Here is a 26,069-nt window from a genome sequence, read left to right on the forward strand (position 1 = left end):
ATCACTGGAGTTCGTCGACCTTTGGCGCCATCCATTGCGTAAGGGGTAGTGGGCATGAGCATAGTCATTTTTGCCGCTCAGGAAAATAATAAATAAAAGGAATTAATAATTAATTATAAATAGCGAATAATTATAAAAGGTTTGACTTGCTTTTGTAGGGCTTAGGACTAGGATCGTAGCTAGCTTTTTTGGAAGCTGCTCCTGAACATTCATTTGCACACGACTCCGGACCGTTAGAAAACACGCTACGTCTCAAACACTGATTGCTTGCCGACGTCAGCGAAGACAAAAACATTCAAGGAAGAGAATCTGTATGAATGCGCAAAAGCCGACGACCATCTATGAGCACGCTGATGAAGTAACTGCTCTGTCCAGCGTGGTCGATCTGGTGAAACTCTCCGACCAGTATCGACAATCCGCCATCCTTCACTTCGCTGTAGCGCAGCACCTCTTCGATCAAACCACCCGCCCGGCTACCGCCGACGCAATCAGCCAGCAATTGGGCTGGGTGCCCAACAAGGCCAAGATCTTTCTCAATGGCCTGGTTGCCCTGGGTCTGTTGAAAAAGTCCGCCGACACCTATACCAACCAGCCCCTGGCCGAGCGTTTCCTGGTCAGCCGCAGCGCCGAGTTCATCGGCCCGATCATTGCCCACCAGCGCTTGCAGTGGCAGAACTGGCCACGCCTGGGGGAGATCCTGAGCAGCGCCGAGTCCATGGATTTCCAGCAGGAGAACCGCTTCAAACACGACATTGCCGCACGTGATGCCTTCAACGATGCGATGGTGCGCTTCAGTCAACCCATGGTCGATGTGCTCAAGGAATTGCCAGTGTTCGATACCGCCAGCAAGGTCATCGACCTGGCCGGTGGACACGGCACCTATATCGCCGAAATCGCTCGGCGGCACCCTCAGGTCCAGGGCGAAATCTGGGACCTGGCCGCCACGCGCCAGTCCGCCGAAAGCACCGTCGAGAAGTACCAGTTGGCGGGGCGCCTGACGTTCAAGGAACGTAACCTGCTGGACCTGGCCCGTTACGAAGGTGAAAGCGCCGACGTGATCATGGTCAATGACTGCCTGCACTACTTCACCCGCGAAGAAACCAGCACGCTGATCCGCTCGGCTGCCCAGTTGGTCAACGACGGCGGTTCGTTGCTGGTGCTGAGCATGACCCTGGAAGACGATGAAATTCACCCGGCGCTGTCGGCGGATTTCTCCCTGCACATGATGGTCAACACGGTGCACGGCGAACTGCATCCCACCCGTTGGATTGCCGAACAGATGGTTGCCCAGGGCTTTGAGGTGGTGCAGGAACCTATCGGGCGCTACAGCCTGTTGATCGGTCGCCGTACCGAGGGGAGGGTTGCCTGATGCTGCGCTTTATTACCTTGTACAGCTCCGACACGGCCGCACGTCTGAACGGCTTTCTCGAGCCGTTGAACACCTGCGCGAAAGCCGCCGGTTTTGAACTGTGCGCGGCCGTGGAGGGCGCGCAATTACCCCAGGCCGACGGGTTTATCCTGTTGGTGTCGGCGGCAGACAGCCTCGACACCCTCACTACCCGGCTCGCGGCATTGGCCGATGGTTACCACAACAAGGCCGTCAGCATCGTGCGCCTTGCCGAAGGCAGCGCCGGGCAACCTGCCGGCGATCCGCTTAACGCGGCATTGCTGCAACGCACGGCCTGTTTCATTTACCCCCATGGCCTGGCGATCACTGACGCGGGCGTATCCCCGGACACGGTGAAAAACTGGTTGGCCGGTTTCTCCAAATTCGCCGCCGCGATCAAAATGTGGCGGTCCCTGGAAGGTGTATCCATCGAGACTGCCGCGTTGGAGTCCCAGCGCCCGCAACTGACCCATATCAACATCCTCACCCGCGACCTGGAAGCCTCCCAGGCGTTCTATCGCGACATCTTCGGCGCCCACTATTGCTACAACCTGGGGCCGCGCAAAGTAGTGATGGAGTTGAATGGTTTCGACTTCTTCATCGAACACAATCCCGACTTTGTCTACCCGCCGGGCTACCACATCGGCATTCGTGCGCTGCCGGAGGATGTCAAACGCATCGCCGACAAGGTGGCTGCCGACGACAACATCACCCTGGTCAAGGGCAATGGCCCCGCGCCGGGTTATCACCACGGTCCGGACAACGTCCGCACGGCCGTGTACTTCGAAGACCCCGATGGCCTGGTGGTTGAGGTGTACTCCACCGAAATCGAGATGATCGAGACCAATCGAAGGTTGCTGCTCGACCGACTCTGATACCTGACTGATCCCCACACGCCGAGCGGTTTCGCGCTCGGTCGTGGATGTGTTCGCTCGGAATAAAGGTGTACCTATGACGAATCAATACGGTTGGCATTGGCCGACGCTGCCGAGCCCTTTGCCAAAGAACGTGTCTGATCGGGTATTGATGGGCTACCCGCAGGCTTACGTCGAATATGAACTGACCCGGCAAATCGCCGACGCCACCGGACAGCTGATGAGTGCGCCCATCGAGCAACTGCTACGGGTGGTCGAGTCGGTTGCCGAACCCCTGGTGCGGCGTATCGCCGCCGGTGAAGTGCTGGGCTACAAGGGCGACCCGCGCATCGACGTGTTCAGCCCCGCCATGTGCGACGTTCCTGCCGCCCAGGTCGAGATCGGCCTGGAGCCGCAGCGCGTCGACGCGGTCATGACCGCCTACGCCGGGCTGGGCCTGGACCGCAGTTGGATCGAGAAAGAAACCCCCAACCATCGGGTCGACCTGGCGAGCTTTCGCATCGGTCGCTACCCGGTCACCAACAGCGAATATCGCGCCTTCCTGCTGGATACCGGTTATCCGTTCCTGCCGACCGGCTGGGCCTTTGGCCGCTTTCCCCAGCACCAGGCCAACCACCCGGTCTACAGCGTCAGCGACGTGGATGCCGACGCCTACGCCCAATGGCTGAGCCGACGCACCGGGCGCGCGTTTGCGCTGCCCAGCGAAGCACAGTGGGAATACGCCGCGGCAGGGCCGCAGCGCTCTCAGTTTCCCTGGGGCGAAACCTTCAATGTCGAGTACGCCAACACCATCGAGTTGGGGTTGCTCACGTCGACACCCGTCGGGGTGTTCCTCGAGGGCGCCTCGATGTTTGGCGCGCTGGACATGGCCGGCAACGTGGAAGAGTACGTTGCCGACGATTATCGGGCCTATCCGGGCGGGCCTGAGATCAACGATGACCTGGTGCTGGATGTTGGTAGGCACCGGGTAGCCCGTGGCGGCAGTTTCACCCGCTTCAGGGATCTTGCGCGCAATCAGCGCCGACATGGACGTTATCCAAGACCCATCTATGTCATGGGATTCCGTTTGGTAGAAAACCACTCTGGCCAGAACGCGACACTTCCATAGAGGCTATGCCATGGACACTCCAGTAACGCTTCATACGCAAGTTCCCATCTCCATTCTTGGCGGTGAGGTCAACGCCCACTTCTACGGGTTCAAGGGCTTTGACAAGAACAATGAACACTTTGCCGTCAGAGCCGGTGAGCCCGATGCCGATGTGCCCCTGGTGCGCGTGCATTCCGAATGCATCACCGGTGATGTGTTCGGTTCCCAGCGCTGCGATTGCGGCCCGCAGCTGCAGGAAGCCCTGAAGGCGCTCGATGCCGAAGGCGGCTACCTGATCTACCTGCGCCAGGAAGGTCGCGGTATCGGCCTGTATTCGAAGTTCGAAACCTACCTGCTGCAAGACGCCGGCATGGACACCTACGAGGCCAACGTGAAGCTCAATCACCCGGAAGACTCGCGCAGTTTCGCCCCGGCGGTCGCCATGCTGCGGGCCCTGGATGTGCATCGCTGCCGGCTCCTGACCAACAACCCGGACAAGGTCAAGCAGTTGCGCGATGGCGGGATCGACGTGGTCAGCTCAGTGCCGACCGGGGTGTTCCTGACCAAGCACAACCACAACTACCTGCGATCAAAAGTCAGCAAGTCGAGCCACACCATCAAGCTTTGATTTCATTCTCCAGGAAAAGGACTTTTCGATGAGACACATAGGCCCTATCAGCGGCGTCGCCGCCCATGCTGGTGAGTTCATCGCCACCGCCGGCTACGACAACCAAGTCATTCTGTGGAACGCCCAGACCGGGCATTCGATCCACCGCGTCAGCCATGACCACCTGGCCAACCAGTGCGCGTTCAGTGCCGATGGCAAGTACCTGGTGAGCGCCAGCAGCGACTACACCGCCCGCGTCTGGGAAGTGCCGAGCATGCGCCTCAAGGCCGTGCTGTCGAGGCATGACGACGACGTGGAAATGGCGGTGTTCTCGCCGGACGGTGCGTCAATCGCGACCTGCTCGCGCGATCATCAACTGCGCCTCTTCGACCTCGACGGCAACCTCAAGGGCACCTGCCGCGGGCATCAGGCCGATGTGATTTCCGTGGTCTGGTCGCCGGATGGCAAACGCCTGATTTCCAGCAGCGACGACGGCACGGTGCGCCAGTGGGACACCAGCACCTTCGAGCAATGCGATGAAGTCGACATCGGTGGCGTCGAGACCGATACCGTCGCCATTACCCGCGCCGGCGTAGTGTTTGCCGGTGACGACGAAGGGCGTATCTCGATCATCCATGGAGGCGAGATCCGCTCCGTTCCTGCCCACGATGCCGGGATCAAGCGCATTGTCTGGAATGATGAAAAACAGCTGCTGGTGACCTTGAGTTATGACCGCCTGGCGATCCTCTGGCGCTTCGATGGCACGCAGCTGGAGCGCCTGCGCAGCACCAACTTGCCGAGCATCGTCTGGCCGCGCAGCTGTGCGTTCGTCGGCAGTGACGCCTTGGTGTTCGCCACCTTCGGCTCGCGCTACGCCACCTGGGATTATGAACACGATCAGTGGACCGTGGACGGCATTCAGCCGGCGGTGAGCATCAACGCCGTGGTGACCACCGAGGGCGGGCAATACAGCATCGGTGACGCGGGCCTGCTGTTTCGCGATAACCAGCCCGTGAGCGGCGTCGGCAGCCTGTGCAACTTCCTGCTGCCGTTCGGCCCGCTGCTGCTGACCGGTGGGCAGATGGGCCAGGTGTTCGACGCCCTCAGCGGGCGCCTGTTGTATCAACATCGCTCGCCGCTCAATTGCGGCACCACGTTCCAGCGCAATGGCCAACTGCATGCATTGATCGGAACCTACACCGGCGAAGGCCTGGTGTTTGTCATCGCCGGCGATAACAGCCTGGAGCTGGTGGCGTCGATCCCGATGCACGACAACGCGATCAAAGGCGTGGCGGCCAACGAGCATCACCTGTTCAGCGTATGCGCCTCGGCCGCCGCCGCCCTGCACACTATCAGCGACTTCAGTTGCGCGCGGCATATCGAAAATGCCCACACGCGTATCTCCAACGGCTGCTGCCGGGTCGACGGCGGTTTCGCCAGCATTGGTCGCGACCTGAAACTGCGCCTGTGGCTGGAGTCCGGTGACGAGGTCTATGACACGCCGCACCGCAATTCCATCAAGTGCATTTGTGCCTCGGCCGACGGCGAAGTGATTGCCACCGCGAACTACAGCGGCACCATCGCGCTGTTCGACTTGCCCAGCCGTTCCTGGCAGCAAGTACAGCGTCCCACCGCCAGTGGTATCTCCTGCATCACCCACAGCACGGCCAGCGATGATTTCCTGGCCAGTTCCTACGATGGCCAGATCTACGGGATCGCCACCCGTCGCGCCTCTTGACCCAAGGACTGCCTGATATGAGCAAGCAAGCGCAATTCATGGACGTATCGACGTACCGCCGGGCGCTCGACACCTCATTTGTCCACCGCTACAGCCATGGTGAAGATGAGTGGTCCTGGGACATTGGCATGGCCAAGGCCGCCCGGGTTTTCCTCGAGGCACTGGGGCCGACGCCGGACCAGCATATCCTCGACGTGGGCGTCGGCCGTGCGCGGGATGCCTCGGAGTTCATCCTGGCAGGGCACCGGGTGACCGGCCTGGACATCGTCGAGAATTCCAGCTGGCCGCTGCTGCGCAAACGCTGGGGCGAGCGTCTCAGCCTGGTGTGCAGCGCCCTGCAGGATTGGCAGCCACCGGCAGGGGAGGTGTTTGACGGCGTACTCGACAATGGCTGCTTCCATCACCAGCATCCGGATGAATGGGACCGTTACCTGGCCAATATCCGCCAGTACGCGCGCCCTGGCGCGTTGATCGGGCTCAACGTCTTCGGCGTCGACGCGAGCAACCCGGAGCCGGGCTGGCGCGAGATGGATAACCAGCGTCAAGGTTATTTCTTCACCGAACAGGGCGTGCGCGACACCCTGGAAGCGTTTGGTTTCACCTGGCAGGACCTGGTGGTGATCGAGCGCCAGCATGGTGAGGCGGTGTACCTGTTGGCGCTGGTTCGCACATGAGCCTGGCGCTGGCGCGCGACATGCACTTCATGCGGCTCGCCCTGAAACTGGCCGACCGGGGCGCCTTTACCACGGCACCCAACCCCCGGGTCGGTTGCGTGATCGCCAAGGGCGACTTGCTGCTTGGCCAGGGCTGGCACGAGTGGGCGGGGCAGGCACACGCCGAAGTCAATGCCCTGCGCGAGGCGGGCGCCGATGCGCGGGGCGCCACCGCCTACGTCACCCTGGAACCGTGCGGCGGGCATGGGCGCACGCCGCCCTGTGCCGACGCGTTGATCAGGGCCGGGGTGGCGCGGGTGGTGATTGCCAGTGTCGACCGCTCCCAGCATGAGCATCATGGCATTGAGCGGCTTGAGGCGGCGGGTGTGCTGGTCGAACACTTGCCGTGTCCGGAGGCGCGCGAGTTGAACCAGGGGTTTTTTTCACGTACCGAACGCAAGCGGCCATGGTTGCGGATCAAACTGGCCATGAGCCTGGACGGTCGCACGGCCCTGGGTAACGGGCAATCCAAATGGATCACCTCGCCCGAGGCCCGGGACGATGTGCAAGTGTGGCGCGCCCGGGCCTGCGCGGTGCTCACCGGCAGTGGCACGCTGCTGGCGGACAACCCGCGCCTGACGGTGCGCCTGCCCGACCCGCACGCGGCGTTTTCCGTTCCGCTGCGGGTGGTGCTCGACCAGCATCTCAAGGGCGATGCCCAGGCCCATGTGCTGGATGGCGCGGCACCGACCCTGGTGTTTCATGGGCCCGGCGTCCAGCCGGCGCACCCACCACCTGCGGGTGTGCGTTTCCGGCAGGTCGGGGTGGACGGCGAAGGGCTTGACCTGCGAGAGGTCATGACGGTCCTGGCTGAGGAGGGGTGCAACGAGGTCCAGGTCGAGGCCGGCCCGGTATTGTGTGGCGCCTTTGCGGCGGCAGGCCTGGTGGATGAGTGGCTGGTCTACATCGCCCCGCTGTTCCTGGGCAGTGATGCACGGCCGTTGCTGGCGTTGGATGGCTTGACCGATCTGGGGCAGGCGCAACCGTTGTCGATCATCGAGCAATGCCTGGTGGGGGCGGACATCCGGGTGCGATTGCGGCCGGTCGGCGCCCTGGCGTGATCGTTCCCACGCGCGTGGAAACGATCACTGCGCGATTATTTGCGGCAGGTCAAACCGATCTGCAGGCTGTTGCGCTCGAACAGTTGCCAGTACCCCGCACCCATGGAGGTGCGGCTGTGTTCACTGATCAGCGGGGCGACCCAGGTGAGCTGGTTGAAACCGGCTACCCGTGCGGCTTCTTCGTACACGCCTTGCTCCCAGCGATAGTAGGTAAACGGTGCGGGGGGCGATGACATGAACTGCGCGTTGCAGCGAAACCCGCCGGCGACCGGGGTTTCATCGAACACCTCAATCCCATAGCGAGTGAAATTGCCTTTTTGCAGTTCGAACGACGGGTTGGCGGTGTAGGCCACCAATTGGCCGCCGGGCTTCAGGTTGTCGGCGGCCGACTGAAACATCTTGCTCAGTTCGTCGACACTGCTGGCATAGTTGAACAGCCAGGCCGCCGTCACCATGTCGTAGGCGCCGATACGGCCCATCTTCGCCACATCCCGCACTTCGTAGGCGATACCGTCGTTGGCTTGCCGCGCCTGGTAAATCATGTTTTCGGAAATATCCACGCCATGCACCTTGGCCGCCCCCCAGTCCTTCAACTGGCGACTGAAGAAACCATGCCCACAGGCCAGGTCCAGGATACGCAGGCCCTCGACATTGCCGACCATGCTACGGAAGGTGTCGACCTCGACCTTGCGCTGAGAGGCCCTGGCGGTGAAATCCTCGAACTGTTCACTGATGCGTTCGTACACTTCTTTGGATTCTTTCATCTGCATGCCACTCCTTCGAATATGCGGGCTGGGGGATGTGCAAGCCTTGGCATTTTTATGCAAGGTATGACTTGCGATATTAGGCCTAACGCCTCGATTTAACAAACGGCTTGGTGGGCGGTGCGCCTCGATCGGGTCAGCCTGCTGATAGGCGCGCGCTGGGTTTATTATGTGTTTGTGGAATATCTTCTATTGTTTTGATCATTATTTTTAATGATTAGCATAGATCCACAAAGCATTTCACAAGCCTGCCGGCGGGCATTATGGTCCTTCTCCACAGGTCAGCGTCGCTGCCATCCACGGAGGAATATCGTGATGTCCCACTTACCCCGGCAACTCAGGTTCGGTGCCATCCTCACCGGCGTCGGCACCGCGCAGAACGAATGGCTGCACCCGCAAATCCCCGGCGACGCCAGCGTGGATATAGAGTGGTATCGCGCCCAGGCGCAGCAGGCGGAAGCGGCAAAGTTCGACCTGGTGTTCATCGTCGACAGCCCCTACATCACCCCGGATTCGGCGCCGCATTTTCTCAACCGCCTGGAGCCGTTGACCCTGCTCTCGGCCGTGGCCGGCGCCACCTCGAAGATCGGCCTGGTGGCGACCCTGACCACGTCGTATACCGAACCCTTCAATGTGGCGCGGCAGTTTGCCTCCCTGGACCTGATCAGCGGCGGCCGTGCCGGCTGGAACGTGGTCACCACCGGCCTCGAAGGCGCGGCCGGCAACTTCGGCCGTGAGCAGCATATCGACCACACCGAGCGCTATCGCCGCGCCGCCGAGCACCTGGAGGTGGTGCAAGGGCTATGGGATTCCTACGAAGACGACGCCTTCGTGCGCGACAAGGCCAGCGGCGTGTTCCTCGACCCGCAACGCCAGCATCGCCTGGACCACCATGGCGAGTTCTTCTCGGTGACCGGGCCGTTGAATATCGCACGCTCAGCCCAAGGCCAGCCGGTGATTTTCCAGGCGGGTATTTCCGAATCCGGACGCAGCCTGGCGGCCAACTATGCCGAGGGCATTTTTGCCGGCGTGGGCAATTTCGAGGACGCCCAGGCCTACTACCGCGACATCAAACAACGCACCGCCGCCGCCGGACGCAACCCCGATCACGTGACCATCCTGCCGGGCATTTCGCCGATCATTGCCGACACCGACGAACAGGCCCAGGCCATCGACCGCGAACGCAATGGCGAGCTGGATTTGAACAAGGCCCTGGTGCAGTTGGGGCGACCGTTCAACTACCACGACTTCAGCCAGTACCCGCTGGACGAGCCCTTCCCGGACCTGGGCGACCTGGGCAGCAACGGCTATCGCGGGCATGCCGAAAACATCAAGCAAGTCGCCCGCGACCAGCGCCTGACCCTGCGCGAGGCGGCGTTGCGTTTTGCCAAGCCGTTTTCCAGCTTTGTCGGCTCGCCCAAGACCGTGGCCGACGAGATCGAACGCTGGTTTGTGGAAGGTGCGGTGGATGGGTTCAATATCCACGTGGGTGCGCCGGATGACTTTGCGCGGTTTACGAACGAGGTGCTGCCGTTGTTGCGTGAGCGTGGATTGTTTCGCAGTGAGTACAGCCACAGCACGTTGCGTGGGCATCTGGGCTTGCCGGTGCCGGTGAATCGGCATACGGCGGCAAGGAGCGAGGCGGCCTGAGGCTCACCACCATTTCCAGCGGCCCTGTTGTTTCAGGGTGGCGATAACGCCGTTGCGTTTATGCCTGATTTCCAACATCTCTCGGCGCATTTGTCGTTGGCGTTTGCTGTTCAGGCATAGAAGCCCGATCAACGGGCTTAGTAAGGCAAGGGTAAATAGGAGGTGATCGGGGCTGTAAAGGATTGTCGGCACTACGAGCAGTAAGTAGATGAGGAACACACCCACCTGAAGCCACACCCATCGTGGATAACCGTGAAGGACCAAGCTCTGCGCGACGCCGAATACCGCACACGCAATCCCGCCTGCGATGAAGAACGCATTACTGGTCAGTTCATCGGATGCGTGGGCGAAGTAGGTGAGATTCATCAGGGTGCCGGTGGTGGCAATCGAAAGGCACAAGGCTATAAGACCGCCAAACAACGCCAGTCTGTGACGCGCCCAAAGAGAGCGAGGATCTATAAGGTAAAGGGGCTCCTGGCGGTTTTTCATTCGCTGAACTCTTCGTAGATACCGATGGCCAACGTCTTGGTGTTTCCGGACATACCGCTGCTGGCGAGGCCCAGTGCTGCTGCAATGGCATCATTTCGATGGGTCGCGATGATTGGTTTTATCTTTGTTGCTGGAATGCGTTTTGGCGCGTTACGTGCGGCTTGCTTGAGCTTGAGGAGCTTGGGTGTCAGGCGCGGGTCTTGGATTCTCAGGAGCTCATTCGTTAATTTTGCCCGTTCCTGTCGACTCAGCCCACGCAATACTTCTCTTAGTGGTTTACCTGTTGCGCGCTTGGACAGGTTGATTACTTTCACTGTCGTTACGGCAGAAGAGGCGACACCAAGTAAAGACACCGCATCCAGAGCTGCCATCATCCCTTCGTACCAAGCATTACTGTCCAGGTAGTCATTCATCTGCGGATCCCAAACTTCGTTTACCGTTCGATAGACTCCGGCGGCGCACTGGAACAACCCCGCTACTGCTGCTGCGGTGCCAATGAATGAGACAACAACACTTGCGCCACCCGTAAAAGGCATCAAGGCGATTCCGCTGTAAATAACATGCCAACTCAACAGCGCCCCGGTACACGTCACCGTCGTCCTCAAAGCCTCCGCTACCCATTCCGACTCCCGAGGCTCATGCTCCAACATCCGCTTGAACTCCACCGGCCCCACATACCTCGGCGCTTCCCGCAGCACCACTTTGATCGGCCGCACACTGCAAATCGCCTGGAACTCACGCAGCGTGACCACGTTGAAGTCCTCATCGATATACACCACGCCCGCGCCAATCAGCACCGGGTCGCTGTCGATGGCGAAGAACAGTCGATGCAGGTCGATGCTGCTTTCAATGCGTTGGCGGGTGGTGCGGTGGGCCGAGGGGAATCCATCCTTGAACAAGGCGGTCGTCATTCCTTAACTCCTGGGTTTTTGGGGAGTCGAGAGGGTAAAGACGTAGTGGCGCAAATTAATGTCGGACGTTTCGCCATTTCAAGGCAGGCACTTCCCGATCCCGCTTTGCCATCTTGTGAGCACCGTTTCGATTCGGGAACAGTGCGCCCCACGTCACTCCCGACGCACAACAGGACAAGGAGCCAACATGGCAGTCGATATGTTTTTGAAACTGGGCGATATCAAGGGTGAATCGCGGGACCAGGCCCATCGTGACGAGATCGACATTACCAACTGGGGCTGGGGTTTATCGCAAACGGGCTCGATGCATTCCGGCACGGGAGGCGGCTCGGGCAAGGCCGACTTTGCCAACCTGAACCTGACCAAACCCCTGGATAAATCCAGCCCCAACCTGATGATGGCCTGCGCCACCGGCAAGCATTACCCCGAAGCCAAACTGGTGGTGCGCAAGGCTGGCGGAGCCAGCCCGGTGGAATATCTGGTGATCACCTTGAAGGAGGTCATGGTGGTGTCCTACAGCACCCGCGCTGAAACGGCCGATGATGTGTTGTACGACAGCATCGCCTTGAACTTCGCCACCGTCGACGTCAGCTATCAGCCGCAGAAGGCCGATGGCGCCAAGGACGGCGGGCCGGTGAAGTTTGGCTGGAATATCCGGCAGAACGTCAAGGTGTGATGCGCTGAGAGGGCATAGGTATCCACACAGCCTTTCAAACCCTGACACATCTCTCTGTGGTGAGCGGGCGGTGCGACGATTCGACAAGCCCGCTCACCACAAGAATGCGGTCGCCTGAAATTGTTTATGCAAGACTCAAGATTTTAGAGTGAAAATTTAACCCTTTAAAATCAATAAGTTATTTTGATCTTGATAAAGGCCTATCACTCACTCGCCAAATCCAATAATCGCCTTGGTTTCCAGATACTCCTCGAACCCCTGCACACCATACTCCCGGCCATTCCCTGAGCGCTTGTAGCCCCCAAATGGCGCCATCGGATTCCACGCCGGATGGTTCAGGTGCACCTGGCCCGCCCGTATACGCGAAGCCACCGCCCGCGCAACATCTAGGTCCTGCCCCTGAACGTGAGCACCCAGCCCGTAGACCGTGTCGTTGGCGATGGCGACGGCTTCATCCACCGTCTCATAGGCAATGATGCACAGCACCGGGCCGAATATTTCCTCTTGGGCAATGCGCATGGCGTTGTCCACGTCGGAGAAAACCGTCGGCCGCGTATAGAAGCCCTTGTCAAAACCCGCCGCCCGTCCCGGCCCGCCGCACAGCAGTTTGGCGCCCTCGTCGAGGCCGGCCTGGATCATGGCCTGGACGCGATGGAACTGGGCTTCGTTGGCAATCGGGCCCAACTGCGTTTCTTCCGATTGCGGGTCGCCCACGATCAATGCATTTGCGGTAGCCGCCGCCAGGGCTTCGACTTCGGCCAGGCGGTTTCTCGGCACGATCATGCGGGTCGGCGCGCTGCACGACTGGCCGACGTTGCGAAACGCCGACATCACCCCCAGCGGCACAGCCTTGGCGAAGTCGGCGTCGGGCAGCAGCACATTCGGCGACTTGCCCCCCAGTTCCTGGGTGACCCGCTTGACTGTCGGCGCGGCCGCTTGGGCAACCAACGCGCCTGCGCGGTTGGAGCCGGTGATGGAGATCATGTCGATGTCCACGTGGGCCGCCATGGCCGCGCCGACTTCGGCACCGCTGCCGTTCACCAGGTTGAACACCCCAGGCGGCAGGCCGGCGTCATGCACCAGTTGCGCAAACAGCAGGGCGCTCAATGGCGACAGTTCGCTGGGTTTCAACACCACGGTGCAGCCGGCGGCGATGGCCGGGGCGACTTTTGCGGTGATTTGATACAGCGGCCAGTTCCACGGCGTGATAAGCCCGCACACGCCGATGGGCTCGCGCTCGATGGCGGTGCCGCCTTCCACGGTCTGGAAGCGATAGCTGGACAGCAGGTCACGGGCGACCCGCACGTGTTCGGCCGCCAGCGGCACTTGCATCGCCCGCGCAAAACCGATGGCCGCGCCCATTTCCAGGGACAGCGCCTGTGCCAGTTGCTCTTTGCGCTCAAGGATCAGTTCGTGGATTTTCCCCAGCACCTGGGCTCTCGCAGCAGCCGGGGTCGCAGACCAACCGGCGAACGCCCCGCGTGCCGCCGCAACGGCCCGGTCGACATCCTCGGCAGACCCGCGTGCCACCTCGGCAACCACGGCTTCATTGGCCGGGTTGACCACCGGCAGCGTCGCCGGGATCGCCGGGAACGTCCAACGACCGTTGATGTAAAACTGGTGAGCCGTTTGCGCATCAACGCTGTAGCTGTTTGAAGATTGAGTGGTCATCCAACTGGCTCCCTGGAGCGGTAATAGGCGCTGCAAACAGCACGGCCCGGTGTCCGGATAAGCTAGCAAAAGGCTCCCGCGCAAAGATGCCGTTATTCAACGCTGCAAGGGATAATCTGCTGAATCCGGCAGGCGGGTGAGGCTCATATGAGTTTTCCTGTGGTGGGGGCGTTTGCCGGCACCGTCGAAGGTTGGGTAAAGCGCCGGATATCGAACGGGCTGATCAAGGTGCTGGTGCTGCCGGTGCTGATCAGTTCGGCCATCACATCCCCCACGCCCGGGCCGAGCTGGAAGCCGTGGCCGCAGAAGCCGAAGGCATAAAACAGCCCGTCCACGCTGCCGCTGGGGCCCATCACCGGCAGGGAGTCGGGTGTGTAGCTTTCGATGCCGCTCCACACTCGGATGATGTTCAGCTTCTCGGCGCCCGGTAACAGCCGTTTCATCTGGCGCATCTGGTTGAGCAGGCTCTCGGGCTTGAAAAACGCGCGGCGGTTGAGCATGTCCGGCGTGCAGCGGGCACCGCCACCGATGATGATGTTGCCGCGCGGGATCTGGCGGAAGTAGATCACCTCTTCCTTGATCTTGGTGAACACGCCGATCACGGTGGGCAAGGCGTAGGGCACCGGTTCCGTCACCGACATCTGCGGGCCGTTGGGCTCCAGCGGCACCGGCTCGCCGAAGCGCTCGGACAGGCGCGCGGCCCAGGCGCCGGCGGTAATCAACAGTTGCTCGGCAACAAACAACTGACCGTCGGTGGTGGTGACGTGGAACAGGCCGTTGACCTTTTCCACGTCGGCGACTTCGGTTTTTTCCTCGATTCGCGCCCCGAGGCGCTGTGCGGCGCGGGCAAATGCCGGTGCCGCCAGGCGAGGATTGGCGTGGCCGTCGTGGGGCGCGTAGGAGCCGCCTTTCACCTCGGGGCCGAGGAAACCGAAACGCTGGTGCAACTCGGCGCCGCGATAGATTTTCAGGTCCAGTTGCGCGGCTTCCGGCGCGGCGGCGTAGGCCTCCAGTTCAGCGATTTCATCTTCGCGATAGCACACGCGCATGTGGCCGCTGGGGATGAATTCCAGGTCGTCGTCGATCAACTCCGGCAGGCGTTTCCACAGCGCCCACGAACGGTTGGCCAGTTCCAGTTGCCCCAGGTAGCGGCCCTGGCGGCGCACATTGCCGAAGTTCACACCGCTGGCGTACTGACCGATCTGGTCGCGTTCCAGCAGCGTGACCGAGCAGCCGTGGCGGCGCAGAAAAAATGCCGACGAGGCGCCCATGATGCCGCCGCCGATGATCAGCACAGCGCTTTTTTGCGGGTTCATGCAGGCTGCTCCTGTGCGGTACGGGCCACTGCGTCGATTTCGATCAGGTAGCCATGGTGCAACACCGGCACGGGCACCACGGCGCGGGCCGGTTTATGTTCACCCAGGTAGCGCGCGTAAATTTGATCAAAGGCGGGCCAGTGTTCTATGCCGACCACGTACACCGTCACTTTGAGCAGGTCGCCGGGGCTCAGGCCCGCTTCACCGAGGATCGCCACCAGGTTATCCAAGGCAATCGAGGCTTGCACTGCGAACGGTTGCCCGGCGCTGTGCTCGCCATTGGCGCGTACCGGCAGTTGCCCCGATACATACAGCACGCCGCCGTGTGCCACTGCCTGGGAATAGTGCCCGCCCGGCGGTGCCGCGTGGGTGCTATGAATCGAGTGGATGCGATTACCAGCCATGCAGGCGACTCCAGGTGTGCACGCTGCCATCGGCCTCCACGGCGTGATAATCCGGGAACTGCGCGCCGGTGGCACAGGCATGGTTGGGCAGGATGCGCAGCCGACTGCCGATGGGGAAGCGCGTGACAAGCGCGTCACTGTGGGCAGCGCCCAGGGTGACGATGCCGTGTTCCTGGTTGGCAGCGGTGACCCGCGCGCCGTCGATCCAGTCGCCCGCTTCGCTGCACACTTGGCCGTAACCGAAGTCCTGGCGCTGGCGCTGGGTGCCACGGTCGCGGCTCATGGCCATCCAACCGGCGTCGGTGATAATCCAGCCTTTGTCCGGCTGATGGCCGATCACGGTGGTCAGTACGCTCAACGCCAACTCATCGGCCTGGCACACGCCGATGTTGCGCATGACCAGGTCGAAGAACACATACACACCTGCGCGTACTTCGGTGACGCCGTCCAGGTTCAGCGCCGAGAGGGCCGTGGGGGTGGAGCCGATGCTGACCTCGGGGCACGCCAGCCCGGCTGCGCGGAGGATGTCTGCGGCGCGTACGCAAAGTGCGCGTTCCTGTTCGGCCAGCGCTTGCAGGGGTTCAAGGCTGTCCAGCTCGTAACTCGAGCCGGCGTGGGTCATCACGCCACGCAGGTGCAGGCCGCCCTCGCTGAGGATGCGGGCGACGTCGATCAGTACAGGGTCCTGCGCGGCCAGGCCGGAGCGATGGCCGTCGCAATCGATTTCGATCCACACGTCGAAGCGTGCGTCATGCTGCTGTGCGAAAGCGACGATGGCCTCGGCGCCCGGGACGCTGTCGGTGAGCAGGCTGAGGTTACAGCCTTTGCGCCGCAGGGCCAGGGCTTGGGGCAGTTTGCCCGGGGCCATCGCCACGGCGTAGAACACATCGCGGATACCGACGGCGAAACAATGCTCGGCTTCCTTGAGGGTGGACACCGTCACACCGCTGGCCCCGGCGGCGATCTGGGCGTGGATCACCGGCAGGCACTTGCTGGTTTTGATATGCGGGCGCAAACGCACGCCCAGGCTGCTCATGCGTTGTTGCATACGCTGGATATTGCGCTGCATCTGCGGGATGTCGACGAGCGCGGCGGGCGTGTCGAGGGAAGCAATCGGCGTGGACATGGCGGAACTCGTGTGGCGGGGGACAGGCTGCACTCTACTCAGCTGTTGTTAACGTGTGGTTCAATCAGCGCTCATCAATCATTAAGTAAAATTGAATGATTTCCATCGAAGACCTTCGCCTTGCCGTGACCCTGGCCCGCTCGGAGTCGCTGAGCGCCGCCGCCCGCACCCTGAATGTGTCGCCGCCGGCGTTGTCCATGCGCCTGCGCAAGTTGGAGACGCTGCTCGGGCTGAGCCTGGCCAATCGCGATGCGCGGCGCCTCAGCCTGACGGCGGATGGCGAGCGGTTTTCGCGGGAGAGCGCGCTGTTGCTGGAGCAGCTTGAGGCGCTGCCGGAGTCGTTCCGGCATCAGGATGAAACCCTGGTGGGCACCTTGAGGGTGGCGGCGCCGTTTGGCTATGGCCGCCAGCGCATCGCACCGCTGTTGGCGCGGTTTGCCAAACTGCACCCGCAGCTGTGTTTGCAGCTGGATTTGCGCGAGACGCCCTGGCCCGATCGCCATGACAGTGATGCGGTGGTTCACATCGGCCATCTGAATGACAGCCTGTGGACCGCGCGGCCACTGACACCAAACGAGCGCTGGTTGTGCGCCAGCCCGGCCTACCTGCACGCCCACGGCGTGCCGTCTGCGCCGGATGAGCTGGCGTCCCATCGCTGCATCTGCATTCGCGAAAATGATGAGGACGTGACCCTGTGGCACCTGCGCAAAGGCCAGAGCCGCAAGACCCTGCGCGTGGAACCTGCGTTGTTGAGCAACGATGGCAGCGTTGCCCGGCGTTGGGCCGAGCAAGGCTTGGGGCTGGTGCTGCGTTCGCAGTGGGACGTGAGTGACGCCGTGGCCAGCGGCAGCCTGGTACGTGTGTTGGCGGACTGGAGCTTTGACAGCGCACCGGTGCTGCTGCTGGTGCCGTCGCGCAAACTGCGCAGCCCGCGCGTACAGGCGTTGGTGACGTTTCTGGAAGAGGCGTTGAAGGCCTGAGTCACTTCACCGCGTAGACCTTGCGCACGTACACCGTACTGGTCCAGGCGCAGGGCGCGCCTTTGGCCACGAACACGGTATCGCCGGTATTCACCGTGACTTCGCCACCTTCGTTGCCCTGCAGGGTGACGCGGCCTTCGAGCAGGTGCATCAGTTCGTGCAGTTTGTGCGGGCGGCCGTGGCGGGCGTAGGGCGTCGAGTCCCAGATGCCGACGCGCAGCTCGGTCACGGCATCGTCGAACAGGTTGAATGCGCGGCACTGCGGGGTGGGGCCGATCAGTATCTGGGGTTCCGGCGCGGCGGAGGGGTTGAGCAGGGTGTGCGGGTCGAGCAGGGTCAGGCCGGGGCACACCGGGGCATCGGCCTGGTCGACCGCGCAGAACGCCCATTCGCTGCCTGCACTGGCCTGCACCGTGAGGCGTGTGCCGAAGCCGATTACGGCGCTGGCGCCGACGTCCAATTCCAAGGTCTGTTTCGCGGCACTGAGCACGACATGGCCTGCATGTACCACCAGCGTTTCGCTGTGAGGGAAATCTTCGATCACCGCTTCGCCGCTGAAGGACACCAAGCCTGCGGACACGCCATCGTCGCCCATCCAGGCAAGTTGGCGGCTGTCGCCGAACGGGTCCAGCGCGCTCAAGGCGGCCTTGTTGAAAGACGTGGCAACGCGGCTGCCGTCGGCGCGTGCCAACAGCAGGATACGGGGAGATGACATGGGGAGTGCTCCGGGAGAAAAGTCAGCCGATCGCCTGGGTGATCAGGGCAAAGGGGTGTACGCCTTGGCTGGCCTGGGGCGGCGTACCCAGGGCCATTTGCGCGACGGTGTCGATGTTCTTCAGGCCGGCCTGTTCGAGCCAGTCGCTGAGGCCACAGGCGACGGGAATGTCGATGCGCACAAAGGTGTCCGGCACCTGGGCCAGCAAGGTGGCGATCAGGTACTTGGCCTGCTCGATATTTTCCGCCACCACCGGGCCGATGCAACGCCCACGCCCAAACGGCCGCAGCAGGGCGAAGCCGCGTAGGCGGCCGTCGCGTTCGATACCCACGGCGTGCTCCACCTGCAGGTCACGCAGCACTTCACGGCGGTCCATACCACTGGCGGCCTTGGCCAGCGCGAGCAGGCTGGCGTGGTCATCGGCGTTAAGCGCCCGGCAGGTTTCGCCGTCGGCAAGCGTCGGCAGGGCGGGCACCAACGCCTGGCCCTGGTGTTGCTGCACTCGCCCGAACTCGACGAACCCCTGGCTGGCATACAACGGCGCGCCGGCGAGGGTGGCGTTGAGGACCGGCGTGCGCGTATCGCAGGCGGCAATGGCCTTCTCCATCAAGCGCCGGCCGATGCCCTGGCCCTGGTAGTCATTGCTGACGATCACCAGGCCGATGGTGGCGTAGTCGCCCTGGGGGCAGGTGAACGCGCTGCCGATCAGCCGCTCGCCATCCATGACCACGAAGCCGTCGCTGACCCGTTGCAACATTGCCCAGTCTTCCAGGCGGTGAGGCCATTTGAGTTGCACCGACAAATCGTGGGCGGCCGGGAGGTCGGCTGCGGTCATTGGGCGGTAGAGATAAGTGGGGTGTGGCAGGGCGGACATGGCGAGCCTCCGGAGCGTTGTTAATTGTGGCGTCAGGGTGCTTGTATCCCACCTGGGTTGAGGGCTGGCAAGGGGGGCGGGAATATTCGGTAGATTCCTCGTGGAGTGTGGGGCGAGACCACAGTTACTACTTAATTGGGGTTGGGGGGCAGCAGCAAATGCCATGGGGTTGGCGTTGGAGCCAACTGGAGTAGGGCGGGGGTACACGGTTAAAAATGTGGGAGGGGCGGTGCGACGGTTCGACTTGCCCCCGATGAGGCAGTGTCAGTGGATGCATCTGTAGCTGAGCTGCTGCCATCGGGGGCATAAGTATCTGCACAATTTTTTTCAGCGGTCTGTGGCGAGGGCGCTTGGTTCCGTGGCGGCCTTTGGGCCGACCGCTTTTTTTGGGGTGGAGTACATATCCGTTGCTGCGGTCACGGCCACCTATGGTTCCGCTCTTACAGCGGGTCACTTTTGGAAAGACCCAAAAGTAACCAAAAGGTCTTCGCCCCAACACTCGGCACCTCGCCTAGGCTCGGTGTGCCCTCACTCCGGCTTTGGAGCGTGGGCCGCCGCGATGGGCCATCCATGGCCCAGCGCGGCTAACCCGGCGTCCTGCCGGGTTACCCACGCTCCAAAGCCTGCGTTCGGCCAGCGTGTTTGACGGGGCGATTTGAGATCAAAAGCCAAAGCGAGGCGGCCTTAAAGCCGACCTGATCATTGAAGCGTGCGCGGTGTGGCTTCTACTTCCTTAACCGCTGACGAAGTCAGCAATCTTTTGATCTGGCTCTGGCTCTGGCTCTGGCTCTGGCTCTGGCTCTGGCTCTGGCTCTGGCTCTGGCTCTGGCTCTGGCTCTGGCTCTGGCTCTGGCTCTGGCTTTTGATCTTGATCTCAGTCGCCCCGTTAACCACGCTGGCCGAACGCAGGCTTGAATCCGTGGGTAACCCGGCAGGACGCCGGGTTAGCCGTCCTGGGCCAAGGATGGCCCATGACGGCGGCCCACGGATTCAAGCCTGCGTTCGGGCATACCGAGCCTAGGCGAGGTACCGAGTGGTGGGGCAAGAGCCCTTTGGTTACTTTGGGGCTTTTCCAAAGTGACCCGCCGTAAGGGCGGAACCCATAGCGGCCGTGACCGCGGCAACGGATATGTACGCGCTCAAAGCCAACGACATGGTCGGCCCGAAGGCCGCCACGGAACCAAGCTCCCTCCCACCGTTCAACCCGCCACACTTTCTGCCGCCCCCACCCCCGTGCTTAAGCCTCTGCACCCCCAAAAGCCCCCTAAAAGCGCACAAACACTGGCCCTGCCCAAGCCTGGCGCGCACCGCAAAGTCTGCTGAGCCCGGCCACCAAAACGGTGGTTTGTATTGAGCGCAGGTCGTTTTAGACGGCATATGCTGATTTCACAGTGGTGTAATGAACCTGTGCTGCAACGAGGCCGACGCGCCGCCAGGGCAGCGAACGCTTGTCACACTCAACGAACTCCAGGACCGCACTCAATGAGCTTTCTTCGTCCCAAATTCATTACGTTCGACTGCTACGGTACGCTGACCAACTTCCATATGGGCACCATGACCCGCGAGCTGTTTGCCGATCGCATCAAGCCCGAGCAGATGGACCAGTTCGTCAAGGATTTCTCGGCCTACCGCCTCGACCAGGTCATGGGCGACTGGCGCCCCTACGATGAAATCCTCAAGACCGCCCTGGCCCGTACCTGCAAACGCTGGGGTATCGACTATCGCGAGGAAGGCCAGCTGTATTACGACGCCGTGCCGACCTGGGGCCCCCATGCAGACGTGCCGGCCGGGCTGTCGAAAATTGCCGACAAGATTCCCCTGGTGATCTTCTCCAATGCCAGCGACAGCCAGATCATGTCCAACGTCGACAAGCTCGGCGCGCCGTTCCACAAGGTGTTCACCGCCGAGCAGGCCCAGGCCTACAAGCCGCGCCTGGCCGCGTTTGAATTCATGCTCGACAACCTCGGCTGCGGCCCGGAAGACATCTTGCATGTGTCGTCCAGCTTCCGTTACGACCTGATGCCGGCCCATGACATGAAGATCAAAAACAAAGCCTTCGTTGCCCGTGGCCACGAAGTGCCGGGCAACGCGTTCTACGGTTACCAGCAGATCACCGATATCGGTGGGCTGCCGGCGCTGGTCGGTCTGTAACCGCACACCTCTGAGGGCAAGACATGGGCAGTGAATCCTATTGGCTCGACACCGCACCGGCGTTTACCGGTGCCCGGCTGGGCGGCTTGCCCAAGCAGGTCGATGTGGCTGTGGTCGGCGGTGGGTTCACCGGCCTGGCGGCGGCGCGGGCGTTGGCGCTCAAGGGCGCCAGTGTGGTGGTGCTCGACGCCGGGCGGGTGATCGGCGAGGCCTCGGGGCGCAACGGTGGGCAGTGCAACACCGGGGTGGCCCAGGATTACGCCGGGCTGCACGCCAGCCTCGGTGCCGCCAAGGCACGCGCCTATTACCAGGCCTATGAAAGTGCCGTGCAGACGGTGGTGTCACTGGTCGAGCAGGAAGGGATCGCCTGCGACCTGGTGCGCAACGGCAAGCTCAAGCTGGCGGCCAAGCCGATGCACTACGAAGGCCTGGCCCGCACCTGCGAGCTGATCCGCCAGGAGGTGGATGCCGATGTCGAGTTGCTCAGCGCCGAGCAGACCCGTGCTGAAGTCAATTCGGCGCAGTTTCATGGCGGCCTGCTGCAACGCAACGGCGTGCAGATGCATGTCGGCCGCTTCGGCGTCGGCTTGGCCGAAGCGGCGGCGCGGCGTGGTGCGATGATCTACGAGCACACCCCCGTCAAGGATTGGAAGGCCCAGGCCGGCGGCTACCAGGTCAACACCGCCAAGGGTTCACTGCACGCCGGGCAAGTCCTGCTGGCAACCGGTGCCTGCCAGCATGGCGACCTGGGTTGGTACCGCCGCAGGATTGTGCCGGTGGGCAGTTTTGTCATCGCCACCGAAGTCTTGCCCCAGACGCTGATCGACCAGTTGCTGCCGCAACATCGCGCCTATGTGACCAGCCGCATGATCGGCAACTACTTTCGCCTGACCCCGGACAACCGCCTGCTGTTTGGCGGACGTGCGCGGTTTGCCATGTCCGACAGTGTCTCCGACGCCAAGAGCGGCAAGGTACTGCAAGCGGCGATGCTGAACATGTTCCCGCAGTTGGCGCACGTGAAGATCGACTACTGCTGGGGCGGCCTGGTGGACATGACGTCCGACCGCCTGCCCCGCGCCGGCCAGCATGGCGGCGTGTTCCACTCCATGGGCTACAGCGGTCATGGCGTGCAGATGTCGGTGCATATGGGCCAGGTGATGGCCGATGTCATGGCCGGCAATACCGCCGCCAACCCCTGGCGCGAACTGGAATGGCCGGCGATTCCCGGGCATTTCGGCAAGCCGTGGTTCCTGCCGTTCGTGGGGGCTTACTACCGCTTCCAGGACTATTTGCACTGAGTTGCCGTTGTTGCGTCACCGTCGTTTGTGTTTCCAGGACGCTCCGGACATCCGTGAGCACTCGATTCTTCCGATTATCGACAGGTAGCCTTGCTATGACTGACAACAAAAACACCCCCGAACTCATCTCCGGCCAGGACAGCCTGCGGGTGTTCGAACGTCTCAACCGTGGCATGTCGCGCCGCAACGCCCTGCAAATGCTGGGCGTGGCCGGTGTCGCCGCCGCCGGTGCCGGCAGCCTGTTCGGCGCCGCCGGCAAGCTGTTCGCCGACGAGGCCGCCGTGGCCGGCAAAGGCAAGCCAGGCGGCAAGATCCGCGTGGCCGGCATGTCCAGCTCCACCGCCGATACCCTCGACCCGGCCAAGGGCGCGCTGTCCACCGACTATGTGCGCCACTACATGTTCTACAACGGTTTGACCCGCTTCGATAAGCACCTGGTGCCGCAACTGGAACTGGCCGAGCGCATCGACAACACCGACGCCACCGTCTGGACCATCACCCTGCGCAAGGACGTGACCTTCCACAACGGCAAGGCCCTGACCGCCGCCGACGTGGTGTTCTCCCTGAACCGCCACAAAGACCCGCTGACCGGTTCCAAGGTCATGCCGCTGATGGAGCAGTTCGCCGAGATCAAGGCCAGCGGGCCGAACGAAGTGCAGATCCGCCTCAGCGCGGCCAACGCCGAGTTGCCGTCGATCCTCGCGGTGTCACACCTGTTGATCGTCCCCGAGGGCACCAGCGACTTCAGCAAAGGCATCGGCACCGGACCGTTCACCGTGGGCGAGTTCAAGCCCGGCGTGCGTTCGATTGCGGTGCGCAACAAGAACTACTGGAAACCGGGCCTGCCGTACCTCGACGAGATCGAGTTCATCGCGATTGCCGACGAGCCATCGCGGGTCAATGCACTGCTGTCGGGCGACGTGCACATGATCAACGAGGTCAACCCGCGCTCCACCACGCGCATCAAGGCCAGCGCCAAGCACCGCGTGGTCGACGCGCCGTCGGGCAACTACACTGACTTGATCATTCGCCAGGACCAACTGCCCGGCAAAAGCCCGGAATTCACCCAGGCCATGAAGCTGCTGCTCGACCGTGAACAGGTCAAGTCCGCCGTATTCCGTGGCTTTGCGGTGGTGGGCAACGACCACCCGATTGCGCCGGGTTCGCGCTACTTCAACACCGACTTGCCGCAGACGGTCTACGATCCGGAAAAAGCCAGGTTCCTGCTGAAGAAAGCCGGCATGGAAAGCATCACCATGCCCGTGATGGCCTCGCCTGCCGCCACCGGTTCGGTGGACATCGCCGTGCTGTTGCAGCAGTCGGCCAAACAGGCCGGGCTCAAGCTCGACGTGAACCGCCTGCCGAGCGACGGCTACTGGTCCAACCACTGGATGAAGCACCCGCTGAGCTTCGGCAACATCAACCCGCGGCCGAATGCCGACGTGATGTTCTCGCAGTTCTTCCAGTCCAAGGCGCCGTGGAACGAGTCCGGCTGGCAGAACGAGCAATTCGACCAGTTGCTGATGCTGGCCCGTGGCGAAACCGACGACGCCAAGCGCGCCAAGATGTATGGCGACATGCAGGTCCTGGTGCACGACCACTGCGGCATCGGCGTGCCGGTGTTCATCAGCAATATCGACGGCGTCGACCAGCGCATCAAGGGCTACGACAGCAACCCACTGGGCGGTTTCATGGGCTACATGTTTGCCGAGCAGGTGTGGTTGGACGCTTGAGGAGGGTGGTGGGATGAATAGCAATACACTGTGGTTGATCGGCCGGCGCTTCGGCGCCGGGGCCTTGACCTTGTTGATCGTGTCCATGGTCGTGTTCGCGATCACGGCGGTACTGCCGGGGGACGCGGCGCAACAATCCCTGGGCCAGTTCGCGACCCCTGAACAGGTGGCGGCCCTGCGCCTGAAACTGGGGTTGGACCAGCCCGGTGTGTTGCGGTACCTGCACTGGTTGATGAGCCTGCTCACTGGCGACATGGGCGTATCGGTCTCCAACGCCATGCCGGTCGGTGAGCTGATGGCGGGCCGGGTGCCCAACACCCTGATGCTGGCGGGCGCCACGGCGCTGGTCTCGGTGCCGGTGGCACTGGTGCTCGGCATCGGCTCGGCGATGGGCCGGGGCGGGCGCATCGACAGTTGCCTGAGTTTCATCACCCTGGCGATGGTCGCGGTGCCGGAATTCCTGGTGGCGACCCTGGCGGTGCTGATTTTCGCGGTCAACCTCGGTTGGTTGTCGGCCCTCTCCTATGCCAGCGACATCAGCTCACCGCTGCAATTTCTGCGCACCTATGCCTTGCCGGTGATGACGCTGTGCTGCGTGATCGTCGCGCAAATGGCGCGCATGACCCGCGCCGCCGTGATCGACCAGCTCGACAGCCCCTATGTGGAAATGGCCCGCCTCAAAGGCGTCAGCCCGATCCGCATCGTGCTGCGCCATGCCTTGCCCAATGCGATCGGGCCGATTGCCAACGCCATTGCCCTGAGCCTGTCGTACCTGTTGGGCGGGGTGGTGATTGTCGAAACCATTTTCAACTACCCCGGCATTGCCAGCTTGATGGTCGATGCCGTGACCAACCGCGACATGGCGCTGGTGCAGGCGTGCACCATGTTGTTCTGCGCGGCCTACCTGGGCCTGGTGCTGCTCGCCGACCTGTGCGCGATCCTGTCCAATCCGAGGCTGAGAAACCAATGAACAACCTCATTGCGAAATCCAAGCCTGTCTCCTCCGCCCTGGCACTCGCCAAGGTGTCCAGCGGCCCGTCGTGGCTGGGGCTGTTGGGCGGCGTGGTATGCGTCGCCTGGCTGCTGGTGGCGCTGCTCGGCCCGTGGCTGGCACCTCACCCGGTGGGGGAGGTGGTGTCCGATAACATCTTCGAAGGCTTCAGCCTCGCGCATCCATTCGGCACCGATTACCTGGGCCGCGACATGCTCAGCCGGGTGCTGGTGGGCGCGCGCTTTACTGTCGGGCTGGCGCTGGTGGCAGCGTTACTGGCCAGCACCTTCGGCACCGGGTGTGCGCTGTTGTCGGTGGTCTCGCCCAAGTGGCTGGACGAAATCATCAGCCGCATCATGGACGCCTTCATCTCGATCCCGAGCAAAATGCTTGCGTTGATCATGGTCTCGGCCTTTGGCTCATCGGTGACGTTGCTGATCTGTACGGCCGTGATCAGTTATATCCCCGGCTCCTTCCGCGTCGCCCGCAGCATGGCGGTCAATATCGAAGCCCTGGAGTACGTGCAGGTCGCGCGTACCCGTGGCGAGCGCCGGCTTTACGTGGCGTGCGTGGAGATCCTGCCGAACATGCTCAACCCGGTATTGACCGACCTGGGCCTGCGTTTCGGCTACATCGTGCTGTTGCTCAGCGGCATGAGTTTTCTTGGCCTGGGCGTGCAACCGCCGGACGCCGACCTCGGCTCGCTGGTGCGGGAAAATATCGGCGGCCTTAACCAGGGCGCGCTGGCCATCATCCTTCCGGCGCTGGCCATCGGCACGCTGACCATCGGCGTGAATCTGCTGATCGACTATCTGTCGTCGCGACGTAGTCGACGCACGGGAGGCCATTGAA

General features: G+C 62.3%; 25 protein-coding genes. 15 read left to right on the plus strand and 10 right to left on the minus strand.

The features are described from left to right. The first annotated feature begins 313 nt into the window (after positions 1–313). From BFP99_RS20760 to ribD, 7 genes are all read left to right on the plus strand, one after another. Positions 314–1,369 (plus strand): class I SAM-dependent methyltransferase, encoded by a 1,056-nt coding sequence (locus BFP99_RS20760; protein ID WP_065927307.1) that lies wholly within the window; start codon positions 314–316, stop codon positions 1,367–1,369. Then, positions 1,369–2,262, plus strand: a complete 894-nt coding sequence (locus tag BFP99_RS20765; protein ID WP_065948045.1) for a VOC family protein — start codon at positions 1,369–1,371, stop codon at positions 2,260–2,262. Before BFP99_RS20760 ends, BFP99_RS20765 begins: the two co-directional genes overlap by 1 nt. 76 nt (positions 2,263–2,338) lie before the next feature. After that, the gene (locus BFP99_RS20770; protein WP_027607437.1) at positions 2,339–3,370 is read left to right on the plus strand and encodes a formylglycine-generating enzyme family protein; all 1,032 of its coding nucleotides are present in this window, start codon (positions 2,339–2,341) and stop codon (positions 3,368–3,370) included. Between the two features lie 10 nt (positions 3,371–3,380). Further along, positions 3,381–3,977, plus strand: coding sequence for a GTP cyclohydrolase II RibA (ribA, locus tag BFP99_RS20775; RefSeq protein ID WP_027607438.1), 597 nt, complete (start codon positions 3,381–3,383; stop codon positions 3,975–3,977). A 28-nt stretch (positions 3,978–4,005) separates the two neighbouring features. Continuing rightward, the gene (locus BFP99_RS20780; protein ID WP_065948046.1) at positions 4,006–5,694 is read left to right on the plus strand and encodes a WD40 repeat domain-containing protein; all 1,689 of its coding nucleotides are present in this window, start codon (positions 4,006–4,008) and stop codon (positions 5,692–5,694) included. 17 nt (positions 5,695–5,711) lie between these two features. Beyond that, complete coding sequence (locus tag BFP99_RS20785; RefSeq protein WP_065948047.1) at positions 5,712–6,368, plus strand: SAM-dependent methyltransferase; 657 nt, start codon at positions 5,712–5,714, stop codon at positions 6,366–6,368. Further along, the gene (ribD, locus tag BFP99_RS20790; RefSeq protein WP_256097778.1) at positions 6,365–7,468 is read left to right on the plus strand and encodes a bifunctional diaminohydroxyphosphoribosylaminopyrimidine deaminase/5-amino-6-(5-phosphoribosylamino)uracil reductase RibD; all 1,104 of its coding nucleotides are present in this window, start codon (positions 6,365–6,367) and stop codon (positions 7,466–7,468) included. Before BFP99_RS20785 ends, ribD begins: the two co-directional genes overlap by 4 nt. Before the next feature lie 35 nt (positions 7,469–7,503). On the opposite strand, the gene BFP99_RS20795 is transcribed toward ribD, so the two are convergent. After that, positions 7,504–8,232, minus strand: coding sequence for a class I SAM-dependent methyltransferase (locus BFP99_RS20795; RefSeq protein ID WP_065927318.1), 729 nt, complete (start codon positions 8,230–8,232; stop codon positions 7,504–7,506). Between the two features lie 315 nt (positions 8,233–8,547). Here BFP99_RS20795 and BFP99_RS20800 point away from each other — a divergent pair, with 315 nt between their 5' ends. Continuing rightward, complete coding sequence (locus BFP99_RS20800; RefSeq protein ID WP_065948048.1) at positions 8,548–9,882, plus strand: LLM class flavin-dependent oxidoreductase; 1,335 nt, start codon at positions 8,548–8,550, stop codon at positions 9,880–9,882. A 3-nt stretch (positions 9,883–9,885) separates the two neighbouring features. Here the strand turns inward: BFP99_RS20800 and BFP99_RS20805 are convergent, their stop codons facing one another. Continuing rightward, entirely contained in the window at positions 9,886–10,371 is a 486-nt protein-coding gene (locus tag BFP99_RS20805; protein ID WP_137213134.1) for a hypothetical protein, read from the minus strand. Next, positions 10,368–11,282, minus strand: a complete 915-nt coding sequence (locus BFP99_RS20810; RefSeq protein ID WP_065948049.1) for an NAD synthetase — start codon at positions 11,280–11,282, stop codon at positions 10,368–10,370. Before BFP99_RS20810 ends, BFP99_RS20805 begins: the two co-directional genes overlap by 4 nt. Before the next feature lie 187 nt (positions 11,283–11,469). Between BFP99_RS20810 and BFP99_RS20815 the strand changes: the two genes are divergently transcribed. Next, positions 11,470–11,958 (plus strand): Hcp family type VI secretion system effector, encoded by a 489-nt coding sequence (locus BFP99_RS20815; RefSeq protein ID WP_065948050.1) that lies wholly within the window; start codon positions 11,470–11,472, stop codon positions 11,956–11,958. Positions 11,959–12,165: 207 nt separating this feature from the next. Here BFP99_RS20815 and BFP99_RS20820 read toward each other — a convergent pair whose 3' ends face one another. From BFP99_RS20820 to BFP99_RS20835, 4 genes are all read right to left on the minus strand, one after another. Continuing rightward, positions 12,166–13,629 (minus strand): aldehyde dehydrogenase family protein, encoded by a 1,464-nt coding sequence (locus tag BFP99_RS20820; RefSeq protein ID WP_065948051.1) that lies wholly within the window; start codon positions 13,627–13,629, stop codon positions 12,166–12,168. Positions 13,630–13,772: 143 nt separating this feature from the next. Continuing rightward, entirely contained in the window at positions 13,773–14,945 is a 1,173-nt protein-coding gene (locus tag BFP99_RS20825) for an NAD(P)/FAD-dependent oxidoreductase (protein ID WP_065948052.1), read from the minus strand. After that, a complete protein-coding gene (locus tag BFP99_RS20830) occupies positions 14,942–15,349 on the minus strand; it encodes a RidA family protein (protein WP_065948053.1) in 408 nt (135 codons plus the stop codon). Before BFP99_RS20830 ends, BFP99_RS20825 begins: the two co-directional genes overlap by 4 nt. Next, entirely contained in the window at positions 15,339–16,475 is a 1,137-nt protein-coding gene (locus tag BFP99_RS20835) for a DSD1 family PLP-dependent enzyme (protein ID WP_065948054.1), read from the minus strand. Before BFP99_RS20835 ends, BFP99_RS20830 begins: the two co-directional genes overlap by 11 nt. Before the next feature lie 95 nt (positions 16,476–16,570). Here BFP99_RS20835 and BFP99_RS20840 point away from each other — a divergent pair, with 95 nt between their 5' ends. Then, positions 16,571–17,455: a LysR family transcriptional regulator gene (locus BFP99_RS20840; RefSeq protein ID WP_065948055.1), complete on the plus strand. Its 885-nt coding sequence runs from the start codon at positions 16,571–16,573 to the stop codon at positions 17,453–17,455. 1 nt (position 17,456) lies between these two features. Here the strand turns inward: BFP99_RS20840 and BFP99_RS20845 are convergent, their stop codons facing one another. The 3 genes from BFP99_RS20845 to BFP99_RS33330 form a co-directional block, all read right to left on the minus strand. Beyond that, positions 17,457–18,170 (minus strand): cupin domain-containing protein, encoded by a 714-nt coding sequence (locus tag BFP99_RS20845; protein ID WP_065948056.1) that lies wholly within the window; start codon positions 18,168–18,170, stop codon positions 17,457–17,459. 22 nt (positions 18,171–18,192) lie between these two features. Then, positions 18,193–19,044 (minus strand): GNAT family N-acetyltransferase, encoded by an 852-nt coding sequence (locus tag BFP99_RS20850; protein ID WP_065948057.1) that lies wholly within the window; start codon positions 19,042–19,044, stop codon positions 18,193–18,195. A gap of 699 nt (positions 19,045–19,743) precedes the next feature. Then, positions 19,744–19,938: a hypothetical protein gene (locus BFP99_RS33330; protein ID WP_065948058.1), complete on the minus strand. Its 195-nt coding sequence runs from the start codon at positions 19,936–19,938 to the stop codon at positions 19,744–19,746. A 588-nt stretch (positions 19,939–20,526) separates the two neighbouring features. Here BFP99_RS33330 and BFP99_RS20865 point away from each other — a divergent pair. The 5 genes from BFP99_RS20865 to BFP99_RS20885 all read left to right on the plus strand — a co-directional run bounded on the left by BFP99_RS20865 (position 20,527) and on the right by BFP99_RS20885 (position 26,068). Then, entirely contained in the window at positions 20,527–21,195 is a 669-nt protein-coding gene (locus tag BFP99_RS20865) for a haloacid dehalogenase type II (RefSeq protein ID WP_065924408.1), read from the plus strand. A gap of 23 nt (positions 21,196–21,218) precedes the next feature. Continuing rightward, on the plus strand, positions 21,219–22,493 hold the full coding sequence (locus BFP99_RS20870; protein ID WP_065948060.1) for an NAD(P)/FAD-dependent oxidoreductase: 1,275 nt from the start codon (positions 21,219–21,221) through the stop codon (positions 22,491–22,493). Between the two features lie 95 nt (positions 22,494–22,588). Continuing rightward, complete coding sequence (locus tag BFP99_RS20875) at positions 22,589–24,226, plus strand: ABC transporter substrate-binding protein (protein ID WP_065948061.1); 1,638 nt, start codon at positions 22,589–22,591, stop codon at positions 24,224–24,226. 13 nt (positions 24,227–24,239) lie between these two features. Next, a complete protein-coding gene (locus tag BFP99_RS20880) occupies positions 24,240–25,196 on the plus strand; it encodes an ABC transporter permease (protein WP_053138848.1) in 957 nt (318 codons plus the stop codon). Continuing rightward, entirely contained in the window at positions 25,193–26,068 is an 876-nt protein-coding gene (locus BFP99_RS20885; RefSeq protein WP_027607459.1) for an ABC transporter permease, read from the plus strand. The genes BFP99_RS20880 and BFP99_RS20885 overlap by 4 nt, the downstream gene beginning before the upstream one ends. Position 26,069: the final 1 nt, after the last annotated feature.

The organism is Pseudomonas sp. 1 R 17 (assembly GCF_900067035.1).
In the GTDB taxonomy this organism is placed as follows: domain Bacteria; phylum Pseudomonadota; class Gammaproteobacteria; order Pseudomonadales; family Pseudomonadaceae; genus Aquipseudomonas; species Aquipseudomonas marginalis.